Raw genomic sequence first — 15,212 nt, forward strand, 5'->3', positions numbered from 1 at the left:
GCCGCCGGCGAAATCAGGCGGCCGCCTTGCCGTGGCGTTTTCGGTACGCCTCGAGGAAGCGCGCGATGCGGCCGATGGCCTCGCGCAGGTCTTCCTCGTGCGGCAGGAACACGATGCGGAAATGGTCGGGCTTGGCCCAGTTGAAGCCCGAGCCCTGCACCAACAGCACCTTGGACTCCTGCAGCAGTTCATAGATGAACTCCTGGTCGTCCTGCACCGGGTACATCGACAGGTCGAGCTTGGGAAACAGGTACAGCGCCGCCTTGGGCTTGACGCAGGTGACTCCCGGGATCGCGGTGATCAGCTCGTAGGCCAGGTCGCGCTGGCGGCGCAGGCGCCCGCCTTCGTTGACCAGGTCATTGATGCTCTGGTAGCCGCCCAGCGCGGTCTGGATCGCCCACTGGCCCGGCACGTTGGCGCACAGGCGCATCGACGAGAGCATGTTCAGGCCTTCGATGTAGTCGATCGCCGGGCGCTTGTCGCCCGACACCACCATCCAGCCGGCGCGATAGCCGCACGAGCGGTAGTTCTTCGACAGGCCGTTGAAGGTCACCGTCAGCACGTCGGTCGACAGCGAGGCGATCGAGGTGTGGGTATTGCCGTCGTACAGGACCTTGTCGTAGATCTCGTCGGCAAAGATGATCAGCCCATGCTCGCGCGCGATCGCGACGATCTCGAGCAGCAGTTCGTCCGAATACAGCGCCCCGGTCGGGTTGTTCGGGTTGATGATGACGATGGCCTTGGTATGCGGCGTGATGCGCGCGCGGATATCGGCCGGGTCGGGCATCCATTCGTTGGACTCGTCGCAGATATAGTGCACCGGCGTGCCGCCCGACAGGCTGACCGCGGCGGTCCACAGCGGGTAGTCCGGCGCCGGCACCAGCACTTCGTCGCCGGTATTGAGCAGCGCGTTGACCGCCATTACGATCAGCTCGGAGGCGCCGTTGCCCACATAGATATCGTCCAGGCCGACGCCTTCGATATTTTTTTGCTGGGTATAGTGCATGATCGCCTTGCGCGCGGCGAAAATGCCCTTGGAATCAGAATAACCTGCCGAATTCGGCAGGTTTCGCATCATGTCCTGCTGAATTTCTTCGGGGGCGTCGAAGCCGAACACGGCCAGGTTGCCGATATTCAGCTTGATGATCTTGTGCCCTTCTTCCTCCATCTGCTTGGCCTTTTCCAGCACCGGCCCGCGGATGTCGTAGCAAACGTTATTGAGTTTGTTGGATTTCTGGATGGGTTTCACGGCGGTGTCGGGCATGGCGTGCCGCGTCGGCGGCACCGGACTGGGAATCGGGGCGAATCTGACGGAATCTGAAAGAATGCGCGGGCGCCGTCCGCTGCGATGCAACGCAAACGTGGCAGACAGGGAGGCAAAAGCTATAATTTATCGGATTATGACAGACTTCGGCAGGGATTCTTGCATTGCAGCGTGCGCTGTCCGCGCGCACCGCGGCCGCCTGCACGCTGTCGTCCATCCGTTGCCCGTCCGTCCATCGCCCGCCCGGCCCGCCGGCCCTCCGCCCCGCGGACCGGCCCGCCAGCCCGCGGCGGCCACCGCCGAGATCCCCAAGTGAAACTCCACGCCGACCAGCCCCAGTCGCTCAATACCGTCACCGCCTACGGGCCCGGGTATATCGAAATCAACCTCGTGCGCCACACCAACTCGGTGCTTGTCATGCCGGAGGGGGAAGTCAAGCCCTGGCCGGTCGACCGCTTCGAAGACCTGGAGGCCGCGCATTTCGAGCAGCTGGCCGAACTGGGGCCCGAGGTCGTGCTGCTCGGCACCGGCGCGCGGCTGCGCTTTCCGCACCCGCGCCTGACCGCATCGCTGTCGCGCCGCCACGTCGGCGTCGACGCGATGGACATGCAGGCCGCTTGCCGCACCTACAACATCCTGATGGCCGAGGGCCGCAAGGTGGCGGCGGTGCTGCTGCTCGAACCCGAGGCCGCCTGACGCACCGCCCAAAAAAGTTGAGCGGGCGCCACGCTTGAACTCCGTGCGAGGCGCCCCAATCTGCTCGCGCTGAGGCGGCAGCCCCCTCTCCCGATTCCAACGATCTCACCGATCCCCTGCCCCTCCCCCAAGGAGCCACAAGCATGACCGTCAGTCTCAACAAGGCCATCCCCGACTTCAGCGCGCCGATGACCGGCGACGCCACCTTCCGCCTGGCCGACTACCGCGGCAAGACGGTGGTGCTGTACTTCTACCCCAAGGACAACACGCCGGGCTGCACCACCGAGGCGATGAACTTCCGCGACCAGTACGAGGATTTCGAGAAGGCCGGCGTGCAGGTGTTCGGCATCTCGCGCGACAGCTTGCGCTCGCATGAAAACTTCAAGGCCAAGCTCGAACTGCCGTTCGAACTGATCTCCGATGCCGACGAGAATGTGTGCACATTGTTCGATGTCATCAAGATGAAAAAGCTGTATGGCAAGGAGCACCGCGGCATCGAGCGCAGCACCTTTGTCATCGACGGCAAGGGCATCCTGCGACACGAGCTGCGCGGCATCAAGGTGCCGAACCACGTCGACGAAGTGCTGGAGATCGTGCGCGGCCTTTGAAGCATCGCCGGCGTTGCCCGTAACGGATTCGATCCGGACGCGCCGTGGCAACGATGGCAAAGAGACGATGTGAAAGCCCGCCGGGAAACCCAATTGCCAAACCCGAAACCTTCGGATACATTGGCCCGTAATGAGTTCAGATTCCGGATGCCACGCTGTTTCGACTCCCCGGCCCAGGCGCTTCCTGCCACGGGCCGGTAGCGGACCTGCCGTGTCGGCAGTCCGCCAAAGAGCCGCCAACCCTGTTCCGCAGGCATGGCGGCTTTTTTGTTTGCAGCCGCGTCTGTGCTCATGCCTGTCCGCGCCGGGTGCCTCGCGCATGCATGCCCCGGCCCGCGGTCGTCACGCCGTCTCGCACACGCCGGACTCGGCCGACGCGGCGCGGCGCGGCGCACCGGACATCCCCGCCCCCTTCTTGTCCCCCTGAAAGGAAAGCCAAGCATGCCGCTGCCTACCATGCCCGCCAAGCCTGCCCAATTGCTGGACCCGAGCGAGTTTGCTCCGGTTTCCGCGGTGCCTAAGGCCAAAGCCGCCACACAGGGCAAGAAACCTGTGCCGGCGCTCGAGCGTGTGGCATTGCTGGAAACCGGCGATACGCAGGTGCCTGAAGTCCAGGACCGCGCCGCCGGCGGCACCCGCGCCCGCAGCACCGAGACGCCGGCAGTATCGACGCCGCCCGTCACCGCCGCGCCGGTGAGCCTGGTCAAGCCGTCGACCGGCACCACGCGCCGCGCGCGCAAGTCCGAAGGCCCGAGCAAGCTGTTCGTGCTCGACACCAACGTGCTGATGCACGACCCGGCCTCGCTGTTCCGCTTCGAGGAGCACGACATCTATCTGCCGATGATGACGCTCGAGGAACTGGACAACCACAAGAAGGGCATGAGCGAAGTCGCGCGCAACGCGCGCATGGTCAGCCGCACGCTCGACTCTCTGGTGGGCGGCACCGACGGCGTGCTCGACGAAGGCCTGCCGCTGGCGCGGCTGGGCAACCGCGACGCGCAGGGCAAGCTGTTCTTCCAGACCCGCCTGAACGACATCAAGCTGCCCGAGGGCCTGCCGCAGGGCAAGGCCGACAACCAGATCCTGGGCGTGGTCAGCGCGCTGCAGCAGCAGTATCCCGAGCGCCAGGTCGTGCTGGTGTCGAAAGACATCAACATGCGCATCAAGGCGCGCGCGCTGGGCCTGCCGGCCGAAGACTACTTCAACGACCAGGTCCTGGAAGACAAGGACCTGCTCTACGCGGGCGTGATGCAGCTGCCCGGCGACTTCTGGGCCAAGCACGGCAAGGGTGTCGAAAGCTGGCAGGACCCCAAGTCCGGCGCCATGTTCTACCGGCTCACCGGCCCGCTGGTGCCGTCGTTCCTGGTCAACCAGTTCGTCTACCTGGAACCGGTCGACGGCAGCCTGCCGCTCTATGCGCAGGTCAAGGAGATCAACGGCAAGACCGCGCTGCTGCAGACGCTGAAGGACTACACGCACCACAAGAACAATGTGTGGAGCGTGACCGCGCGCAACCGCGAGCAGAACTTCGCGCTGAACCTGCTGATGAACCCGGACATCGACTTCGTCACGCTGCTGGGCCAGGCCGGCACCGGCAAGACGCTGCTGGCGCTGGCGGCGGGCCTGGAACAGGTGCTGGACCAGAAGCTCTACAACGAGATCATCGTCACCCGCGCGACCGTGCCGGTGGGCGAGGACATCGGCTTCCTGCCCGGCACCGAGGAAGAGAAGATGCAGCCGTGGATGGGCGCCTTCGACGACAACCTCGAAGTGCTGCAGAAGAGCGACGACAGCGCCGGCGACTGGGGCCGCGCCGCGACGCAGGAGCTGATCCGCTCGCGCATCAAGGTCAAGAGCATGAACTTCATGCGCGGCCGCACCTTCGTCAACAAATTCGTCATCATCGACGAGGGGCAGAACCTGACGCCGAAGCAGATGAAGACGCTGGTGACGCGCGCCGGCCCCGGCACCAAGATCATCTGCCTGGGCAATATCGCGCAGATCGACACGCCCTACCTGACCGAGGGCTCGTCGGGCCTGACCTACGTGGTCGACCGCTTCAAGGGCTGGAGCCACAGCGGCCATATCACTCTGGCGCGCGGCGAGCGCTCGCGCCTGGCCGACCACGCCGGCGACGTGCTCTGACGCGGGCGGCAGCCCGGGCACCCTGCCATGCGGCGGGGGCCCGGGCCCGCTGCCGTGATCGGCAAGCGCAATGCGGCTATGATGTCCGCAACTGCGCTTGTTGTCCCGCATCCCCACTGGAGGCGTCGATGAACCCACAGCATCTCCGCCTGGCCGCGCTGATCAGCGCCGCCATGTTCCTCGCCAGCGCGCTGCAGGCGCGCGCCGCGGCTGACAACCTGGTGATCCGCACCATGGGCCCGGTCAGCTATGTCTGCGGCGGTGTCGCCGACGACGAGCGCCAGGCGCTGGCCGCGAAGGAAAAGGACTTCAACATGGGCATCCTGTTCACGCAGGGCGCGAACGGTGAATTCCTGTCGGACGTGGCGGTCAGGCTGGTGCGCGACGAGCAGGAAGTCGCCAGCTTCCGCGCCGCCGGCCCGCGCTGCCTGATACGTGCGCCCGAAGGCAGCTACAATATCGAGGCCAGTTACAAGGGCCAGCCCAAGTCCATCAAGGTCAGCACCGGTACGCGCAACGCCCAGCTACGCTGGTAGCGGCAAGGCTTCCGGTGCGCCGGCAGGCCGGCGACCGGAATCCCACGATGCCATTGCGCCGTATCCCCAGCACTTCCAGCCCTTCCGCACTGCCCGGCCCGCTTGCCCGGGCCGGCCTGCCGCTGCTCTGCGCCGCCGCACTGCTGCTGGCAGCGTGCGCCAGTTCCCCACCCGCACGCCATGGCAGCTTGCCGCGTACGCCCGGCAAGCCCATGACCGATCCCAGCGCCGGGTTGGAGGAAATCTCGATCCAGGCGATGTCTCTGGTCGGCACGCCCTACCGCTACGGCGGCAACACGCCGGATGCCGGTTTCGACTGCAGCGGGCTGGTGCGCTATGTGGTGGCGCGCGCGGCCAACGTCAATTTGCCGCGCACCACCGAGGCCATGGGCACGCGCGGCAGCTCGCTCGACCGCAGCGAAGTCGCTTCCGGTGACCTGGTGTTCTTCAACACCACCGGGCGCGCCAACTCGCACGTCGGCATCTACGTCGGCCAGAACCGCTTCGTCCATGCGCCCTCGTCCGGCGGCACCGTGCGGCTGGAGGACATGGGCAAGCCGTACTGGGCCTCGCGCTACAACGGCGCGCGGCGGGTGGTTGCCGGCGCGGTCAACCTGCCGCCGGCGCCGGCGACACCGGTGCCCGCGCCCGCACCGTTGGTGCCGGAACCGGCCCCACTGCCCGACGACGACGATCCCATCGCCGCCTTCGCCAACCGCTGAACGCGTGGCGTGCGGGCAAACAAAAAGCCAGGCAAATGCCTGGCTTTTTGCATCAGCAGTTGATCCCGCGTTACAGGATATGGCGCCCGATCCACCATGCGATCGCCGCCATGAAGGCCGACGCCGGAATCGTCAGCACCCAGGCCCACACGATATTGCCGGCCACGCCCCAGCGCACCGCCGACATCTTCTGCGACGAGCCCACGCCGACGATGGCGCCGGTGATCGTGTGCGTGGTCGACACCGGCACGCCCAGCGCCGAGGCGAAGAACAGCGTCATGGCCCCGCCGGTCTCGGCGCAGAAGCCGCCCACGGGCTTGAGCTTGGTGATCTTCTGGCCCATGGTGCGCACGATGCGCCAGCCGCCGAACAGCGTGCCCATGCCGATGGCCACGTAGCAGCTGACGATCACCCAGGTCGGCGGCGGATCGCCGGCCAGCACATGGCCGCTGGCGATCAGCAGCATCCAGATGATGCCGATGGTCTTCTGCGCATCATTGCCGCCATGCCCCAGGCTGTACAGCGAGGCCGAGACCAGCTGCAGCCGCCGGAACCATCGGTCGACCCGGGATGGCGGTGTGCGGAAGAAAGTCCAGCCGACGATGACCATCATCAGCGACCCGAGCAGGAAGCCGAGGAAAGGCGACACCAGGATGAACGCCACCGTCTTCAGCAGCCCGCTGGCGACCAGCGCGCCGGTGCCGGCCTTGGCCACCGCCGCGCCCACCAGCCCGCCGATCAGCGCATGCGACGACGACGACGGAATGCCGTAGTACCAGGTGATGACGTTCCACGCGATCGCCCCGACCAGCGCGCCGAAGATGACATAGTGGTCGACGACACCGCCCTGGATGGTGCCGGTGCCGACCGTGGCCGCCACCTTCAGGTGGAATACGAAAATCGCGACGACGTTGCACATCGCCGCCATCGCCACCGCATGGTGCGGCTTGAGCACGCCCGTGGACACTACCGTGGCGATCGAGTTGGCCGCGTCGTGGAAGCCGTTCATGAAGTCGAACAGCAATGCCAGCGCCACCAGCAAGGCGATCACCCACAGGCTCATTTGTATGGTCTGCATGCCGATTGCCGCCTCAGGCGTTTTCCAGGACGATGCCTTCGATGATGTTGGCGACGTCCTCGCACTTGTCGGTGATCGTCTCGAGCTGCTCGTAGATCGCCTTCAGCTTGATCAGGCGCTTGACGTCGGTCTCGTCGCGGAACAGCTTGGACATTGCCGAGCGCATCACGCGGTCGGCCTCGGATTCCAGCTGGTCGATCTGCTGCGCGGTCTTCAGGATGGTGCTGGCGTTGCCCATGTCCTCCAGCAAGCCCACGGCGATCTTGACCTGGTCGCAGCACTGCACGCAGATCGCGGCCAGGCGCAGCGCCTCGTCGGTCAGGTTGGTCACGTCGTACAGCGAGATGGTCTCGGCCACGTCTTCCATCAGGTCCAGGATGTCGTCCATGGTCGTGATGAGCTTGTGGATCTCGTCGCGGTCCAGCGGCGTGATGAAGGTCTTGTGCAGCAGGTCGATGGTGTCGTGCGTGATGCGGTCGGCCTTCTTTTCAGTGGCCTGGACGCGCCGGGCGTGGGCCTCGGCGTTGGGCAGGTCGTTGACCAGGGCCTGCAGTTCATGGGCGGCGGTCACCGCGCAGTCGGCGTGCTGGTTGAAATATTCGAAGAACTTGCCCTCGGTGGGCATGAATCGGCCGAACATGGAATGTTCCTTGTGGCAGCGTGGTGTCGCTGCGGATGGTGTTGCGAGGTTAAGCGGACGGTGTGCATGACGGCCGCGGATGGCGGCTGTCATCAAAGCGCAATATTTTACAGGGTTACCGGGACATTGCCCGCGTATTTGGCACAAACGAGACGGGCAGGCACGGCGGATCGCCGCCCCGCTTGACTTCGTCAGGTGTCGTTGTCGAAGAAGGCCGGGCCGCCGCTGAAGTTGTCGAACTTCGTGAACTGGCCGAGGAAGGTCAGCCGCACCGTGCCGATCGGGCCGTTACGCTGCTTGCCGATGATGATTTCCGCGGTGCCCTTGTCCTGCGAGTCGGCGTTATAGACTTCGTCGCGGTAGATGAACAGGATCACGTCGGCATCCTGTTCGATGGCGCCGGATTCGCGCAGGTCTGACATCACCGGGCGCTTGTTGGGACGCTGTTCCAGGCTTCGGTTCAGCTGCGACAGCGCGATCACCGGGCAATTCAGTTCCTTCGCCAGGCCCTTGAGGGAACGGGAGATTTCTGAAATTTCCGTGGCGCGGTTCTCGCCGCCGCCGGAGCCCGACATCAGCTGCAGGTAATCGATGATGATCAGGCCAAGCTGCCCGCACTGGCGCGCCAGGCGCCGCGAACGGGCGCGCAGCTCCATCGGGTTCAGCGCCGGCGTTTCGTCGATAAACAGCTGGGTGTCGTTCATGCGCTGAATCGCATGCGTCAGCCGCGGCCAGTCCTCGTCGAGCAGGCGCCCGGTACGCAGCCGGTGCTGGTCGAGGCGGCCAACCGAGCCCAGCATACGCATGGCCAGCTGCGTGCCCGCCATTTCCATCGAGAACACGGCGACCGGCAAGCCCTGCTCCACCGCCACGTGCTCGCCGATATTCAGCGAGAACGCGGTCTTGCCCATCGACGGGCGGCCGGCGACGATGACCAGGTCGCCCGGCTGCATGCCGCTGGTCATCTTGTCCAGGTCGATGAAGCCGGTCGGCACGCCGGTGACATCGGTGGTCGAATCGCGGTGATACAGCTCGTCGATGCGCTCCACCACCTGCGTCAGCAGCGGCTGGATTTCCTGGAAGCCCTTCTGACCGCGCGAGCCCTCTTCGGCAATCGCAAAGACCTTGGATTCGGCTTCATCAAGCAGCTCGCGCACCTCGCGCCCCTTGGGCGCGAAGGCGGCCGAGGCGATATCGTCGGCCACCGTGACCAGCTTGCGCAGCACCGAGCGCTCGCGCACGATTTCCGCGTAGCGGCGGATATTGGCCGCGCTGGGGGTGTTCTGCGCCAGCGAGTTCAGGTACGCCAGCCCGCCCACCTCTTCGGCCTTGCCGGCCACCTGCAGCATCTCGTAGACCGTGATCACGTCGGCCGGCTTGGTCGCCGAGATCAGCCGGGCGATGCTCTGGAAGATCATCCGGTGGTCGAAACGGTAGAAATCCGCCTCGGAAAGAAAATCCGCGATGCGGTCCCAGGCGGCATTGTCCAACAGCAGGCCACCCAGCACCGATTGCTCGGCTTCGATGGAGTGCGGCGGGACCTTGAGGTTATCGAGTTGGGGGTCGGCGACGGGCGCGTTCATGGGGAGGGATTATAACGGCGGGCGGACACACTTCGCCGGACATTTGGCGACTGCGCCGTCAAGGGCAGGCGGGCAACAAAAAAGGCAGGAGCCAAAGCTCCTGCCTTTTCTGCAATGCTTGCGGGGCTCCGGCCGGCGCGCTGCGCCGGCCGGGGCGGCGCGTCGTCAGACGCTCTCGCCCACCACCGACACGGTCACGTCGACCACGACGTCCGTGTGCAGCGCAACGCTGACCGGGTGGTCGCCCACCGTCTTCAGCGGGCCGTTCGGCATGCGAACCTGGGCCTTCTCCAGCTTGTAGCCTTGGCCAGCCAGGGCTTCAGCGATATCGGCGTTGGTCACCGAACCGAACAGGCGGCCGTCGACACCCGACTTCTGGGCGATCTGGACGGTCAGGCCGTTCAGCTTCTCGCCTTCGGCTTGCGCGGCGGCCAGCTTCTCGGCAGCGGCCTTTTCCAGCTCGGCGCGCTTGACTTCGAATTCGGCGATCGCGGATTGCGTGGCGCGGCGGGCCTTCTTGCCCGGGATCAGGAAGTTACGGGCGTAACCGTCCTTCACCTTGACGATGTCACCCAGGTTGCCCAGGTTGACGACTTTTTCCAGCAGAATGATTTGCATCGTGTTCTCTCCTTGACGGACCTAGGGCCTGATCAGTTCTTGTGCAGGTCGGTGTACGGCATCAGCGCCAGAAAACGCGCGCGCTTGATGGCCGTATCGAGCTGACGCTGATAGTGGGCCTTGGTACCGGTCAGGCGGGCCGGCGTGATCTTGCCGTTGTCGCCGATGAAGTCCTTCAGGGTGTCCAGATCCTTGTAGTCGATCTGTTCGACGCCAGCCACGGTGAAGCGGCAGAAGCGCTTGCGCTTGAACAGCGGGTTCTGTTGCTGGAAGCGCTTCTTGTTCTTGTTGTCACGTTTGACGAATGCCATGATTCAATCCTTTTCGAATGCTTTACATCCAGTGATGTGAAAGACGAGAGCCTTGCTGTTGCGGTGCTTGCGGGCCAGGAATCCTTCGCAGTCGAGCAGCGTGCCGAGCGGCAGCCGCTCCAGACGCTGGCCAACCTGGCCGATCCCCATCGCAGCGATTGCAAACTCGACCTGTCGCGGCGTCTGCGCCTCGACGGCCTCGCCGCTGTACTGCAGGATGCAGTTCACGACGGGGACCCCGGCCGGGGTATAGCGCAGGGCATCGCGTTCCGCCAGGGTGGCGGCAAGCCGAAGCTGGTTCAACGCGGGGCCTCTTGCTGGTTGCAATCGTTGCGGTTTCCGCCCGTGCCCTGGCCGACGCTGTCAGCCACGGCGCGCACCGCAGTCCGCACTCAGGCGGCCTGGCCTTCGGTGGTCGTTTGCGCGGCCTTGCGGGCTTCTTCGCGCTGCACTTCCTTCATCATCGGCGAAGGTGCGGTCTCGGCCTTCTTGGTCTGCACGATCAGGTGGCGCAGGACGGCGTCGTTGAACTTGAACGCGTGTTCCAGTTCAGCCAGCGTTTCCTTGCCGCATTCGATGTTGAGGCAAACGTAGTGAGCCTTGGCCAGCTTCTGGATCATGTAAGCCATCTGGCGACGGCCCCAGTCTTCCACGCGGTGAACGTTGCCGTTCTGCGAGGTCACGAGCTGCTTGTAGCGCTCGATCATGGCCGGCACTTGTTCGCTCTGGTCCGGGTGGACGATGAAGACGATTTCGTAATGACGCATTGACGCTCCTTTTGGGATTAGCCACCCGGGCGTCACGAGTCCGGTGTGGCAAGGTTGAATAGCCTTAGATTATAGCCCGCACCACGGCAACAGCGCAAGGCACTGATTTCACGGGCAAATCAGGCGCTGGCAAACACCGCCTGCAGCCGGCCGGGATCGCGCGCCAGCCCGGCATCCGCCGCCAGCGCCACGGCCAGCAGCACGCGCGCCTTATAGGGATTGAGGTCCGCCGCCGACACGAAGACCCCGTCGGCAGGACTGGCTTGCGGCGGGATCGCCACATGCCCGGCGCCGGTGCGCGAACTGCGCACCACCGCGACCCCGGCCGCCGCGGCGTCGGCCAGGGCCGCTGCCAGCACCTCATGGACCGAGCCATTGCCGGAGGCGGCCACGACCAGCCCGGCGACGCCGGCCCGCACCAGCGCGTCCACCGCCACCCGGCCGGGCTGGGCGTAGCTGGCGACGATCTCCACCACCGGCCAGGCCGCCGGCATCGGGCCGATGGTCCACGCGGCGCGGGGGGACCGGGTAAAGCGCACGTAGTCGTCCTGGACGAAACCCAGCGGCCCGCACGGCGAGACAAAGGCATCGACCGCCGACGTATGCGCCTTGGCCACATCCCTTGCTGCATGGATCTGCTGGTTCAATACGACCAGCACGCCCTTGCCGCGCGCATCCGGATGGGCGGCGACGCGCACCGCGTCCAGCAGGTTCAGCGGCCCGTCCGCCGACAGCGACGTCGACGGCCGCATCGCCGCGGTCAGCACCACGGGCACCGGGCACGACTGCGTCAGGTGCAGCGCCATCGCGGTTTCTTCCAGCGTGTCGGTGCCGTGCGTGATCACGATGCCCGCAACGCCGGGCTGCGCAGACCAGTACTCCACCCGCGCCGCCAGCGTCTGCCAGAGCGCGAAGGTCATGTCCTTGCTGTCGACCTGCGCCACCTGTTCGGCCTCGATCCGGGCCACCGTCTGCAGCGGCGGCACGGCGGCCAGCAAGGTCGCCACCGGCACGGTCGCCGCCTGGTAGCGAGCGCTGCTGGCGGCGCTGCCGGCCGCGCCGGCAATGGTGCCGCCGGTGGCCAATACGACGATGCGAGGCAATTGGGTCATGGGAGCGCGCAAGGATGTTGTTCTGAAAATGCAGCCGCGAGGAAACGCGATTGGATTGTAGCGGGCGCACGCGGCTTGCCGCAGCCGGGATCCGCCGCCCTGGCCGGTGTCCATGCGACACGCCTCAAAATTCTGCTTGCACTGACGCCGATACTGTATAAAATCACAGCATACTGTTTAAACATACAGTGCCCGGCCCGCCGGATACTGGATAACGGACGATAGCCTCCGTCATCCATGCCAGCGGCCCTGCACGGAACGGCGATCCCATGGCGACCCTGACACCCCGGCAGCAGCAGATTTTCGATCTGATCCGCAACACGATCCGCCGCACCGGCTTTCCGCCCACTCGCGCCGAGATCGCAGCGGAGTTCGGCTTCTCCTCGCCCAATGCCGCCGAAGAACATCTGCGGGCGCTGGCGCGCAAGGGCGTGATCGAACTGACGCCGGGCGCGTCGCGCGGCATCCGCCTGAAGGTGTCGCGCAGCGATTCGGAACTGCCGGACCAGTTCTCGTTGCCGATGGCCGGCGTAATGCAGCTGACGCTGCCGCTGGTAGGCCGCGTGGCGGCAGGCAGCCCCATCCTGGCCGCCGAGCATATCGACCGCCAGTACCAGGTCGACGCCTCGGTCTTCGATGAACGTCCGGATTACCTGCTGCGCGTGCGCGGGCTGAGCATGCGCGACGCCGGCATCCTCGACGGCGACCTGCTCGCCGTGCGCCGCGCCAGCGAAGCCGCCAACGGCAAGATCGTGGTGGCACGACTGGGCGACGACGTCACCGTCAAGCGCCTGCAGCGGCGCGGCGGCCATATCGAACTGATTGCCGAGAACCCGGACTTCACCAACATCATCGTCGAGCCCGGTGAAGAGTTCTCGCTGGAAGGCATCGCCGTCGGGCTGATCCGTTCTTCCGGCTTCTAGCCGGGCACCATCGCGGGGTTCATCCCGCGCGGGCCCACCCGCTTCCCTTGCTTTGCAGACGCCGCCCGGCTTGCCGGGTGTTGACCCCGCTTTGCCTAAAAAAGAGGTGCCACCATGCCGCAAATCCACCACGTCGCCGCCCGTCGTCCGGTCAAGCCCGTGCCGTTTCGCCAGAGCAAGGGCGTACGCGTCTATCAGGGTACGCAGCGCCGCACCATGGTCGGCAGCATGGCGGCAATCTGCCGCATGCTGGAACTGGAAACCACCGAAAAGCTGGCCGCCTGATATTCGCGGGCACCGTCCCGCGGCCGGGACTTCGCTGCCGCTCAGCTACGCGCGCACGCCTTGGCTTCGGCTTCCAGTTCCGTCGGCGTCAGCTGGGGAAACCAGGTATCGGTCTTGCGCAATTCCAGCGCCGTGCCGTCGGCCTGCGCCGTCAGAGAGATCAGGTAGGCGTACTGGTATTGCCCGTTTGCCGCGATCTGGCCGATGCGGATCTCGGTCTGGTTTTTCGCCGGCAGCTGGACCAGCGTAGCTTCATCGCCGAGATTATTGCGCAGGCATTTCGCAACATCGGCCATCTTGGCCTGCGTCAGCAGGCGCATCGGCGGGCGTGCGCGGATATCCTTCTCGGAAGTACCGGTGGCACACCCTGCCACCAGGGTTGCCATCGCTGCGCCAATCAGTGCCGTTCGAACCAACATACCACCCCCGGGGAATGCAAAACGGCGCCCTTTGACGTGCAGGTATTGTGGGCGCCGGGTGCGGATTTTAACCCGCGCAAGGGCCACGCGCCATCTCGACCTTTGCCATCAGCCAGCAACGGCGTTTGGCATGGCAAGGCGCTTACCAGTTACCAGCGCTTGCACTCGATCTTCTCTTCGAATTCCCCGTCGCGCTTCCACTCGCGCTCGATCAGGCAAGGGCCTTCGCGATATTTCTGCTTCTGCTCATAACCGCGCGGCCCGCCCTTGCACTTGCGCTCCTCTTTGTATTCACCATCGCGCTTTTGCTCGCGCTCGACCTCGCAGCCGCCGCTACGGAACTTCTCCTTGTACTCGCCACGGCGATAATCGCGATCGTCGGCCTGCACCAGCGATGGCGTCATCAGACACAACAAGGAAACAGTAGCGGCGAGCGTCCGGAGCATAGGGAAAATTCGGGAAGCAGAATGCGGCGAGCATAGCAACCGGGGTCGCCGGCCGCTGCATCAAAGCGTTACGCAGTAGCCGGGCGGATTGCGTATGCGCGCATGGTGGCGAAGGTCTATGACCGCCGGAGGGAGCGGTAGTGAAGGCGACCCGCCGTGCCCCAAACCCTGACCGGGTCCGGAAAGCAAAACGGCGCCTGAATCAGGCGCCGTTTTGCGTGGAATCTTGGGGTGGCTGATGGGACTCGAACCCACGACGACAGGAATCACAATCCTGGACTCTACCAACTGAGCTACAGCCACCGTAGAGGTCATCAGCGAAGCGCTGATCGACGAAAAACAAGATTATACAAACAGATTTCCGAGATGGCTAGTATCCCGCACAAAAAATTTTGGTCATCGCTAGGACCGGGGCGGGCTCCACTTGGCCTCGAGCAGCACCGCCTGCTTGATCGCTGCGATGGTTTCGGCTTCGGTATCGAACTGGCCCAGCAGCCGGCGCGACTTGCCGTTCAGCACCGCCTCCTGCAACGCCTTGCCTGCAGCTTCCGAGGTGCCGGGGTGCCAGCAGTAGCGCGCCGTCCATTTGCCATCCTGGAGTTGCTCGGCCACCCAGATCACCCTGAAGTCTTCATAGACCACGCCGAAAGGCGCTTCTTTTTCCACGTTGTCTTTGCCCATGCTGCCTCCCCTGCCGGCACGGTCCGCATACCGCGCCTGATCTCGCCTGGGGAGCGTGTGGAAATCGTATCACGGGTCCTGGATGACTTCCGGCCACGCCCGCCTGCCGAATATGCCTCGCACAGCCCCTACCTCTGCAGGGTTCATGCGGTACGTGCCCGAAGCGATACTCCAGTCAGAGGGACATTGACCCCCCTCGACCTTCCCGTCAGGTGGCCCGCCCCAATGGGCCGCCTGCCTCTTTTTCCCTTCCTCTGGGCATTCGACGTTTCCATGCCGCACCATGCCTGCAATGGAACCTCTGGACCCCGCGCGAGCCCAACCGACGTGATCGAACGTCGGGAACAGACCATGCAGAACAAGTGTAGATGGAGGACG

General features: G+C 65.1%; 19 protein-coding genes and 1 tRNA gene. 7 read left to right on the forward strand and 13 right to left on the reverse strand.

Translation table 11 applies throughout. The annotated features are described in order from the left end of the window. Positions 1-13: 13 nt before the first annotated feature. Positions 14-1,249 carry a pyridoxal phosphate-dependent aminotransferase gene (locus tag CBM2594_RS10055; protein WP_174077541.1) on the reverse strand — a complete coding sequence of 412 codons (1,236 nt, stop codon included), beginning with the start codon at positions 1,247-1,249 and terminating at the stop codon, positions 14-16. A gap of 327 nt (positions 1,250-1,576) precedes the next feature. Between CBM2594_RS10055 and CBM2594_RS10060 the strand changes: the two genes are divergently transcribed. The 5 genes from CBM2594_RS10060 (at position 1,577) to CBM2594_RS10080 (ending at position 5,971) form a co-directional block, all read left to right on the forward strand. Then, positions 1,577-1,960 carry an Mth938-like domain-containing protein gene (locus tag CBM2594_RS10060; RefSeq protein ID WP_116356712.1) on the forward strand — a complete coding sequence of 128 codons (384 nt, stop codon included), beginning with the start codon at positions 1,577-1,579 and terminating at the stop codon, positions 1,958-1,960. Between the two features lie 143 nt (positions 1,961-2,103). After that, a complete protein-coding gene (locus CBM2594_RS10065) occupies positions 2,104-2,568 on the forward strand; it encodes a peroxiredoxin (protein ID WP_012353075.1) in 465 nt (154 codons plus the stop codon). Between the two features lie 441 nt (positions 2,569-3,009). Then, the gene (locus CBM2594_RS10070; protein ID WP_116356713.1) at positions 3,010-4,713 is read left to right on the forward strand and encodes a PhoH family protein; all 1,704 of its coding nucleotides are present in this window, start codon (positions 3,010-3,012) and stop codon (positions 4,711-4,713) included. A gap of 128 nt (positions 4,714-4,841) precedes the next feature. Next, positions 4,842-5,249 carry a hypothetical protein gene (locus tag CBM2594_RS10075; RefSeq protein ID WP_116356714.1) on the forward strand — a complete coding sequence of 136 codons (408 nt, stop codon included), beginning with the start codon at positions 4,842-4,844 and terminating at the stop codon, positions 5,247-5,249. 47 nt (positions 5,250-5,296) lie between these two features. Then, the gene (locus tag CBM2594_RS10080) at positions 5,297-5,971 is read left to right on the forward strand and encodes a C40 family peptidase (RefSeq protein WP_116356715.1); all 675 of its coding nucleotides are present in this window, start codon (positions 5,297-5,299) and stop codon (positions 5,969-5,971) included. 70 nt (positions 5,972-6,041) lie between these two features. Here CBM2594_RS10080 and CBM2594_RS10085 read toward each other — a convergent pair whose 3' ends face one another. The 8 genes from CBM2594_RS10085 to CBM2594_RS10120 all read right to left on the reverse strand — a co-directional run bounded on the left by CBM2594_RS10085 (position 6,042) and on the right by CBM2594_RS10120 (position 12,080). After that, complete coding sequence (locus tag CBM2594_RS10085) at positions 6,042-7,049, reverse strand: inorganic phosphate transporter (RefSeq protein ID WP_116356716.1); 1,008 nt, start codon at positions 7,047-7,049, stop codon at positions 6,042-6,044. Positions 7,050-7,062: 13 nt separating this feature from the next. Beyond that, complete coding sequence (locus CBM2594_RS10090; RefSeq protein WP_010809517.1) at positions 7,063-7,689, reverse strand: DUF47 domain-containing protein; 627 nt, start codon at positions 7,687-7,689, stop codon at positions 7,063-7,065. 191 nt (positions 7,690-7,880) lie between these two features. Next, a complete protein-coding gene (locus tag CBM2594_RS10095; RefSeq protein ID WP_115661877.1) occupies positions 7,881-9,272 on the reverse strand; it encodes a replicative DNA helicase in 1,392 nt (463 codons plus the stop codon). 165 nt (positions 9,273-9,437) lie between these two features. After that, positions 9,438-9,890, reverse strand: coding sequence for a 50S ribosomal protein L9 (gene rplI, locus CBM2594_RS10100; protein WP_116356717.1), 453 nt, complete (start codon positions 9,888-9,890; stop codon positions 9,438-9,440). Between the two features lie 32 nt (positions 9,891-9,922). Continuing rightward, positions 9,923-10,201 (reverse strand): 30S ribosomal protein S18, encoded by a 279-nt coding sequence (gene rpsR / locus CBM2594_RS10105; RefSeq protein ID WP_006163606.1) that lies wholly within the window; start codon positions 10,199-10,201, stop codon positions 9,923-9,925. Between the two features lie 3 nt (positions 10,202-10,204). Continuing rightward, the gene (priB, locus tag CBM2594_RS10110; RefSeq protein WP_012353082.1) at positions 10,205-10,504 is read right to left on the reverse strand and encodes a primosomal replication protein N; all 300 of its coding nucleotides are present in this window, start codon (positions 10,502-10,504) and stop codon (positions 10,205-10,207) included. An 89-nt stretch (positions 10,505-10,593) separates the two neighbouring features. Next, a complete protein-coding gene (gene rpsF, locus CBM2594_RS10115; RefSeq protein WP_010809513.1) occupies positions 10,594-10,968 on the reverse strand; it encodes a 30S ribosomal protein S6 in 375 nt (124 codons plus the stop codon). A 119-nt stretch (positions 10,969-11,087) separates the two neighbouring features. Continuing rightward, positions 11,088-12,080 carry an asparaginase domain-containing protein gene (locus tag CBM2594_RS10120; protein WP_116356718.1) on the reverse strand — a complete coding sequence of 331 codons (993 nt, stop codon included), beginning with the start codon at positions 12,078-12,080 and terminating at the stop codon, positions 11,088-11,090. 269 nt (positions 12,081-12,349) lie between these two features. Here CBM2594_RS10120 and lexA point away from each other — a divergent pair, with 269 nt between their 5' ends. Next, on the forward strand, positions 12,350-13,003 hold the full coding sequence (gene lexA / locus CBM2594_RS10125; RefSeq protein WP_115703541.1) for a transcriptional repressor LexA: 654 nt from the start codon (positions 12,350-12,352) through the stop codon (positions 13,001-13,003). A gap of 114 nt (positions 13,004-13,117) precedes the next feature. Then, complete coding sequence (locus CBM2594_RS10130; RefSeq protein ID WP_012353085.1) at positions 13,118-13,288, forward strand: hypothetical protein; 171 nt, start codon at positions 13,118-13,120, stop codon at positions 13,286-13,288. A 41-nt stretch (positions 13,289-13,329) separates the two neighbouring features. Here the strand turns inward: CBM2594_RS10130 and CBM2594_RS10135 are convergent, their stop codons facing one another. The 4 genes from CBM2594_RS10135 to CBM2594_RS10150 all read right to left on the reverse strand — a co-directional run bounded on the left by CBM2594_RS10135 (position 13,330) and on the right by CBM2594_RS10150 (position 14,834). Then, entirely contained in the window at positions 13,330-13,794 is a 465-nt protein-coding gene (locus CBM2594_RS10135) for a hypothetical protein (protein WP_232346595.1), read from the reverse strand. A gap of 62 nt (positions 13,795-13,856) precedes the next feature. Further along, on the reverse strand, positions 13,857-14,153 hold the full coding sequence (locus tag CBM2594_RS10140) for a hypothetical protein (protein ID WP_116356720.1): 297 nt from the start codon (positions 14,151-14,153) through the stop codon (positions 13,857-13,859). Between the two features lie 227 nt (positions 14,154-14,380). Continuing rightward, positions 14,381-14,456: transfer RNA gene (locus tag CBM2594_RS10145), tRNA-His, on the reverse strand. A 99-nt stretch (positions 14,457-14,555) separates the two neighbouring features. Further along, a complete protein-coding gene (locus CBM2594_RS10150; protein ID WP_174077521.1) occupies positions 14,556-14,834 on the reverse strand; it encodes a hypothetical protein in 279 nt (92 codons plus the stop codon). Between the last annotated feature and the right edge of the window lie 378 nt (positions 14,835-15,212).

Origin of the sequence: Cupriavidus taiwanensis, assembly GCF_900249755.1 — a bacterium.
Lineage (GTDB): Bacteria > Pseudomonadota > Gammaproteobacteria > Burkholderiales > Burkholderiaceae > Cupriavidus > Cupriavidus taiwanensis_D.

Bases quoted from the DNA above. Each gene is read 5' to 3' on its own strand.
- CBM2594_RS10065 (WP_012353075.1), top strand. From the start codon at position 2,104: ATGACCGTCAGTCTCAACAAGGCCATCCCCGACTTCAGCGCGCCGATG.
- CBM2594_RS10070 (WP_116356713.1), top strand. From the start codon at position 3,010: ATGCCGCTGCCTACCATGCCCGCCAAGCCTGCCCAATTGCTGGACCCG.
- CBM2594_RS10075 (WP_116356714.1), top strand. From the start codon at position 4,842: ATGAACCCACAGCATCTCCGCCTGGCCGCGCTGATCAGCGCCGCCATG.
- CBM2594_RS10080 (WP_116356715.1), top strand. From the start codon at position 5,297: ATGCCATTGCGCCGTATCCCCAGCACTTCCAGCCCTTCCGCACTGCCC.
- CBM2594_RS10085 (WP_116356716.1), bottom strand. From the start codon at position 7,049: ATGCAGACCATACAAATGAGCCTGTGGGTGATCGCCTTGCTGGTGGCG.
- CBM2594_RS10090 (WP_010809517.1), bottom strand. From the start codon at position 7,689: ATGTTCGGCCGATTCATGCCCACCGAGGGCAAGTTCTTCGAATATTTC.
- CBM2594_RS10095 (WP_115661877.1), bottom strand. From the start codon at position 9,272: ATGAACGCGCCCGTCGCCGACCCCCAACTCGATAACCTCAAGGTCCCG.
- rplI (WP_116356717.1), bottom strand. From the start codon at position 9,890: ATGCAAATCATTCTGCTGGAAAAAGTCGTCAACCTGGGCAACCTGGGT.
- rpsR (WP_006163606.1), bottom strand. From the start codon at position 10,201: ATGGCATTCGTCAAACGTGACAACAAGAACAAGAAGCGCTTCCAGCAA.
- rpsF (WP_010809513.1), bottom strand. From the start codon at position 10,968: ATGCGTCATTACGAAATCGTCTTCATCGTCCACCCGGACCAGAGCGAA.
- CBM2594_RS10120 (WP_116356718.1), bottom strand. From the start codon at position 12,080: ATGACCCAATTGCCTCGCATCGTCGTATTGGCCACCGGCGGCACCATT.
- lexA (WP_115703541.1), top strand. From the start codon at position 12,350: ATGGCGACCCTGACACCCCGGCAGCAGCAGATTTTCGATCTGATCCGC.
- CBM2594_RS10130 (WP_012353085.1), top strand. From the start codon at position 13,118: ATGCCGCAAATCCACCACGTCGCCGCCCGTCGTCCGGTCAAGCCCGTG.
- CBM2594_RS10140 (WP_116356720.1), bottom strand. From the start codon at position 14,153: ATGCTCCGGACGCTCGCCGCTACTGTTTCCTTGTTGTGTCTGATGACG.
- CBM2594_RS10150 (WP_174077521.1), bottom strand. From the start codon at position 14,834: ATGGGCAAAGACAACGTGGAAAAAGAAGCGCCTTTCGGCGTGGTCTAT.